The organism is Nevskia soli, assembly GCF_903970205.1.
Lineage (GTDB): Bacteria > Acidobacteriota > Terriglobia > Bryobacterales > Bryobacteraceae > Bog-113.
On sequence record NZ_CAJCHS010000050.1, the window covers coordinates 1 to 6,298 of the forward strand.

Here is a 6,298-nt window from a genome sequence, read left to right on the forward strand (position 1 = left end):
AACCTTTCTAAGTTGTGTTTCATTAAGCAGCGGGAAGGTACTCGGAGATCTCCTTGAGTATCGGCCGCAGCGGGATCCCTTCGTTCACCCGCCACTTCCCACGGAAGACTTTCGCCGCCGTGTCAAACGCGCTTTCCGGCGGATAGGGCTTCCCACTGTGATGGATCGCGACCACCCGCCAGTTCTGGTCGAAAACCGGCGAGCCGGAAGACCCGTCCATGGTGTCGGCAACGTACTGGAGACGCCGGTCCGTAATGTTGACAACATAATTTTGAGTCAATACCACCTGCATCGGCCGGCCGCCCGGATGCTGAATAATGTTCACCCTTTCACGGTCTACCACCGAACGCGCGCTAAGCATCAGATAGCCCGGGTGAACTCCGGGCTTCACCAGCGTATCGAGCGGCGAATCGGTAAGTCGGATCAGAGCGTAATCGAGTTGATCCTCGGCGCTCGAGTGATAGAAACCCGCGTCGGCCGCGAATACCCGGCCTTCTGAAGCCGGCCCATTGTTCTGCCGCACATAATCGAAGCGCACCACCACGGACTCGAGCATCTGCTGGTTCTTCAAAACGTGCTGGTTAGTCAGTACTAAGTTCGGCGCCACCAGGAATCCGGTGCCGAGAGGTGTACCTTGCGGCGCTTCCACCAGACAAACGGCCCGTGCACACGCAATGGCGCCGGACAGAAGTCCGATATCCAGAAAGTTATCTTCGCTATTAATAATGGCCTCGAGGCCGGTTTCGGATGTCACGCCAATCGCGAACTCCGGGGCCGCCGAAGCAGCTAGCCGGGACGGCGCCGGGGCCTGCGGGCTGACAGGGGGTTCCTCACTGTTCGCTTGTTGGATTCCGTATTTCGTGCGTAGCTCTTCCAAAAAAGCCGGGTCCCGCGAGAGCGTGTACTTCACAATCAGTCCGGCCACGAACTTCCGGTCTTGCAGGGGAACGCTATCGGTTTCCGTAATGATTCCGAGCAGTGCGCCGAGCGCGGTGACCCCGGGTTGATCTTCCAGCGGGCCATACTTTTCCAGCGTGACCAGTAGTTGCCCGACGAACTGCTTCGTGTTCGCGTCTAGCGAAAGGTTAGGTAGAAACCGGTCTAAGTTGGCAACACTAAGAATGGTCCGCCGCGAAGAAGCAAACGCAAAGTCTTCCACGCCCGAGAGGACCTGAATCAGGTGAAGCCGCTCACCGACTTGTAGAGAGGTTCCCAATCGTTAGCTCCTTAGAAACGGGTATTTGTCTTGCAGCTTTGTCACCGCGTCGGCAACGGCCGAGGGGAGGTTGCATGTCAGCATGTAACCCACCAGGCTGCTCAAGAGTTCAGGTCTGCTCTGCTCGCGTTCCAGCCGCACCACCAAAGCTTTCGCCGCCGAACCCGCGCTATCTTCGGGTAAGTCGGTAAACTCGTCTAGGTTGAGTAGCAAGAGAGTGTCGTGGCGAGTCTGCACGGTTGCGAACTCATTCATCCCCGCGAGTATCTTGATAAGTTGCAGCTTATCCTGTATCGCCATGACCGTTTTCTGCGGCGTAGGCGCGTTCTGAGTGCTTACTTCGATCAGGTCCTGAACACATTTGAGGCGGTCTGTGTCTCCTGCCGCGTTTTCCAGATCCTGCAGATCGATCCAGGGCAGCCACTTCACAAAACCCAGACGGCCATTGCGAAGCCAGCTGTTAAAAATATCGCGCAGGCTCTTGTTCGGCACACCGGTGTCCTTCGCCACCAGATAAAGCCGCGCCTGGTCTTCAAAGAAATAGTCGAGCGAAGCAAAGCGTTGGATTTCAATTCCCGGCGGATTGGTTGCGAAATCGGACGTCAGCTCGAATAAAGATAGTTGCTGATTCCCCTTCTGCGCCAGCGAGTGTACAATTACGTTCTTCCATAGCGTCCGCTCTTTTTCCGCTAGTTCGTACCCTGCCAGCGAGAGTGCCGGCTGCAGCAGAGCCTTGACCGGGTCGGATAGTCTGTAATCCGACCGCGATGGCAGCTTGGCACTCTCCGGCGAGACTTTATCCACGACGCGCTGCGCGAGCCGGTCGGCCGCCAGGGAGACCTGATTCAGAACAATCGCCGCCGCTGTGCTCATGCGTTTACCGCCGCAGCCGCTTTGCGGTCCGGTCGAAGATTGAGGTACTTGAGCGCTAATTGCTGGAGCGCCAGGATCTGCGTCTCGTTTTTGGCCAGTTGTACCAGTTCGGCGTCTGGCAGCGCGAGTACTTTGACACTTTCCTTTACTCCGAATTCGACTAGGCTGGTGTCCGGCCGGATCCCGAGAAGCACTACCCAGGACTGCACTTCCGCGGGTTCGCTCGCGTAAGCCGAGACAGCGGACCTCAACCCTGACGCCGCCGTCCAATCCGCCGTATCTGCGCTCGAAGCAATTACCCGCAACGCGAACGAGGACGATTGACCCTGCGCAAACAAATCGAGAGGTTTAAGCAGGGCATCCGTCTTTTCATCTCCCATTCGGGGCTGAAGAGTCACCGCGTAACCACATGCCGTGAATAAGTTCCCGATGGCTTTTCTTGCGTCGCCTGAATTGGATGCTCCGCCGGGCCGCCAGAAAGGCAGGGAAATCAAGGGTAGACTTAGCTGCAACAACCCGAGGCCGAACAGAGGCCAGCGGCGAATCACCAGGGCTAATCCTAACTCGTATACCGCAAATGCGAATAGGACGGCGAAAACCCCCGCGATGGGGGACCTGGATATGAGCGCAATTCCCGGCGCATCTCCGCTTGTTACCCGCTGGCGCAACCGCTCCCAGTAAGTTCCCGCGACGCCGAGCGATAAAGCAATCATGAAGGGAAAGGTCACCCAGTATGCAAACGTGCCGGCATCGCGCGGCCAGCCGCCGCCAAACAGATAGCCGCTAACCAGATGAATGATAGCCCCGGTCGCAAAAAACGCCCCGTAGATAAACAACCAGAAGACACCCATCACCGCCGAATACGCGAACATTTCCGCGAACTCAAAGGCGAAATCCGCGGCTGACATCTTCTTCTTCAAGATCCGGGGAGCAAACAGGGCTAGCGCGCCAACAGCCAGTCCGAGCCACACCGTGGACAGCGGGCGATGCACGAAGAAGGACGTTGGAGCGCATCCCGCGGCCCCGGCAGCCGCTGCGAGCAGCGCTAATGTAATCCAGTTCCGGCGAGCTAAGCCGTCCTTCGGCATCTTCTCTATGACCTTCAGCGAATTGTATACGCCTCTGGCGCGCTTGTCGATAGCGTTTTACCGCGCATAGAGATCGATCACGCGCGCGATACCCCGCCTGCACACCGCGCAAAACCCGCGCTTCACTGCCCGGGTGAACATGATGCAGTTCTCCTCCGGCCGATAGTATCCGGACCCGTAATAGTCCGCGCCTTCAAAGGCGCCGGCCACGTGCCCATAAGGTCCCTCATCCAGCAGAGGCAGCACCGTGCGCGCTTCTTCGGCGAACAACGCGTCCATCTCCGCCTCGTCCGCGTGCGCCCCGCGAATGGCCCGGCGCCGCTCCTGAATCTTCTTCTCCGCGGCTTCGTATTCCGCCTTGGGCCATGGCGTGGGCAGCGGGGTGCCGGGCGTAATCAGGTCGCTCCACTTAGCCGCATGCGGGTCCACGGTTGCGTTCGGCTCCCACGGCTCGGGATGCTCGGCCGTCTTGCCGTACGCCACATCGGACGTGTAATATTCGTCCGCCAGCCCCGCGAAATGGTGTCCGAATTCATGCACAAAGATATAACCGCTCTGCTCGTTATCGGCCGCCACTGTCGCAAACAGGTTGAAGATGCCGCCACCGCCGTATTTGCGGGAGTTCATGATGATCTCGATGAACTCGTAGGGCGCGGCCGCCGCGATATCGCGCAGCCGTTTGTTGTCGAAAGCCAGCGCGTAACGCTCGATACCGAACGCGTCGTAACTGGTGCGCAGAGGCGATCGCCGCCAGATTCCGTCCGATGGAATCGACACGCCACTCTCCTCCGCCGGAGTATCGATCGCCCACACGTTGAACGATGCGCGACGCTCTTTGAAAGGAGATTGCGTGAACAGCATGGCCGCGAACCGCGCCGCATCGCGATGCCACTTCGCCATCTCGAGACGCGAGTACCCGTCGCCCAGCAGCAGCAGATCCACTTTATCCGGCGGTGCGCCGTGGTGAATCACCGGCCAGACCCGATACTGCTTTGAGCCCGCGCTCCGATTGGCCGTCTTCGGATCCACCGCCGTGGACCATAGATCGACAAACCGGTTCTGCGCGTTGCGCTTCTGAATCGTCAACAGGACCGCGGTATCCGGTTCCGGGAAACGGACCGACTCCGAGTAAGTCCGCCGCGTCTGCTTCGCCTCATCCGTCGTTTGCCATTCCGCAAAGATGCTTGAATACCCGCGCGAGTAAAGCAAGTGGTGGTCCTTGGCCTCCCGCACCTCGAACCGGTAGCTCCCCAGGTTGGTGTCATCGACCGTGCGATCGAGGCGCCCCGGCCACGGGCCCTCGATCAACACCTCGTCCAGCGCAAAATCCTCGGCGGACGCCGTTCCCGCGTGGTACAAATCGACCCGCAGGGTCCGTGGGACCGAAGCCGCCGACGCACAAACCGCCATAACGAGAAACCAAACGACGCGCATACTCCATCGTGGCGCACGTGTTACCTTGACTGAGGCATGTCCGTTCAGATCCTCATTCAGGGGAAACTGCTCGGCGTGGACGAATTCCTGACCTCCGATCCGGGCGCAACCGATGCTGCGGTGGCGGCCCGATCACTGTGGGTCTCCCTGGTCTGTGAAGTGGTCCCGCGCGCGCTCCTCGCCGAGCTTGAGCTGGCCCGAGTTCTACTCGGGTCGAGCGGCGGCGGCCAGTTTCTGCTGGTCCTGCCCGACGTTGTGCGTGAACCGGCCGAAGCGTTTCTCAAGCACTCCGCGACGCAGATCGCGCTGGCATCCGGCAACACGCTCCGTTTACTGTGGGCGACCACCGAGAATCTGGGCGACTGGACCGTCGTCCGCAAGCGCCTTCAGGACGAGCTGAAGCGCAAGGAATCCACGCCGCTGGCGGACGCCCGATCGTTCGTCCCGTTCGAAGCCCAATCGAGCGCTCCCGAAACCATCTTTACGGATGAGTTCGCGCGGGCGTTAGAGACGACAAACCGGATCGGATGGTCCCCCGATCTTCCGGCAGTGATCACCGTCGAAGAAGCCAAACGCACTTGGCCCGTTTCCGCGAACCTATCCATGGACGGCCTCACGCTGGCCCGCCACACCGCGCTTGCGGATGAAAAGGATGGCGAAGAAGGCGAACCCGCCGCCACGCAACAGTTGGCCGCCCGCGCCACCGGATATCCGGCTTGGGGCGTGCTCCGCGGCGATGTTGACCTGTTCGACCTGCGCCTGCGCCGCTTGCAATCCATCGAAGAGCACGTCCAGTTGACGATGCTCTACAAGCACTTCTTCGCCGGTGAAGTCCACGCCATCTGTCTGGGCGGCGAATTCTGGCGGCGCATCACGATCCTCCACGCCGGAGGGGAAGATTTCGCGGTTTACGGTGCATGGGATGCTTTGGTTCTCTTCGCCGGCGAGATGGAGCGCACCTTCCACCGGTTCGCGAGTGAGAACCTGAGCGACTTTCCGGGAGCCGAGGGCAAGACCATTACGATGGCGATCGCGCTGGCCAATGAAGGCGACTCTCTCGCGCAAGTGCTGGCCCAAGCCGATCGCAACCTATCGCTAGCGAAGGCCGCGGACAAAGATTGCATCTACCTGTTTGACCGCGTGGTTGAATGGAATCAGCTAGCGGATGCGGCCGATCTGAAAGAGGCGGTGACGCGCGTAACCGAAGAATTCCGCGCTGCCGGCCGCCAGTTCCTTTCGGACCTGACGCGCCTCTACAACAAAGCGTCTGCAGCCGCCGGGACGCAGGTCGATCATGAGAAGCTTCTCCGCCGCGCTTATCGTTTTCAGCGCCGTTATAACCGCGCGGCGTACTCGAAGCGCGAAAAGGAATTCCAGAAGCTTCGATTGCATTTGATTAACGAAATTGTGGGGCGCAATATCCGGCCGGCGGCTGGCAAGCAGCTGCGTTTGCGACCGGCCGGCGTGGTCGCGCTCGAATGGGCGCGGCGTTCTAAAGAGGTCTAAATGGCAGAAGAGCAGGCAGCAACTAAACCGCAGCAAGGCAATCGACCGCCGCGGGAAGGCCGTGGAAGTGGTGGTGGCATAGTTGCGTTTAGGAATGGACGACGGCTGTTTGATACCCGACTGGGGCAGTTGGCTGTGTGGAGAGGAGGTGGAGGTGGCTGTGTTCTCTTTGTTGGCCGTC

General features: G+C 59.8%; 5 protein-coding genes. 1 reads left to right on the top strand and 4 read right to left on the bottom strand.

All coding sequences use genetic code 11. The annotated features are described in order from the left end of the window. Positions 1-22: 22 nt before the first annotated feature. The 4 genes from H1Y01_RS02570 to H1Y01_RS02585 are packed head-to-tail and all read right to left on the bottom strand — an operon-like array spanning position 23 to position 4,611. Positions 23-1,216 carry a trypsin-like peptidase domain-containing protein gene (locus H1Y01_RS02570; protein ID WP_180538530.1) on the bottom strand — a complete coding sequence of 398 codons (1,194 nt, stop codon included), beginning with the start codon at positions 1,214-1,216 and terminating at the stop codon, positions 23-25. Positions 1,217-1,219: 3 nt separating this feature from the next. After that, positions 1,220-2,089, bottom strand: a complete 870-nt coding sequence (locus H1Y01_RS02575) for a hypothetical protein (protein WP_180538531.1) — start codon at positions 2,087-2,089, stop codon at positions 1,220-1,222. Further along, the gene (locus H1Y01_RS02580) at positions 2,086-3,177 is read right to left on the bottom strand and encodes a hypothetical protein (protein ID WP_180538532.1); all 1,092 of its coding nucleotides are present in this window, start codon (positions 3,175-3,177) and stop codon (positions 2,086-2,088) included. Before H1Y01_RS02580 ends, H1Y01_RS02575 begins: the two co-directional genes overlap by 4 nt. A 57-nt stretch (positions 3,178-3,234) precedes the next feature. Further along, on the bottom strand, positions 3,235-4,611 hold the full coding sequence (locus H1Y01_RS02585) for an IgA Peptidase M64 (RefSeq protein WP_180538533.1): 1,377 nt from the start codon (positions 4,609-4,611) through the stop codon (positions 3,235-3,237). A 36-nt stretch (positions 4,612-4,647) separates the two neighbouring features. Between H1Y01_RS02585 and H1Y01_RS02590 the strand changes: the two genes are divergently transcribed. After that, on the top strand, positions 4,648-6,117 hold the full coding sequence (locus tag H1Y01_RS02590) for a Cas10/Cmr2 second palm domain-containing protein (protein WP_180538534.1): 1,470 nt from the start codon (positions 4,648-4,650) through the stop codon (positions 6,115-6,117). Positions 6,118-6,298: the final 181 nt, after the last annotated feature.

Coding starts and splice junctions, on each gene's coding strand:
- H1Y01_RS02575 (WP_180538531.1), bottom strand. CDS start 2,089: ATGAGCACAGCGGCGGCGATTGTTCTGAATCAGGTCTCCCTGGCGGCC.
- H1Y01_RS02580 (WP_180538532.1), bottom strand. CDS start 3,177: ATGCCGAAGGACGGCTTAGCTCGCCGGAACTGGATTACATTAGCGCTG.
- H1Y01_RS02585 (WP_180538533.1), bottom strand. CDS start 4,611: ATGCGCGTCGTTTGGTTTCTCGTTATGGCGGTTTGTGCGTCGGCGGCT.
- H1Y01_RS02590 (WP_180538534.1), top strand. CDS start 4,648: ATGTCCGTTCAGATCCTCATTCAGGGGAAACTGCTCGGCGTGGACGAA.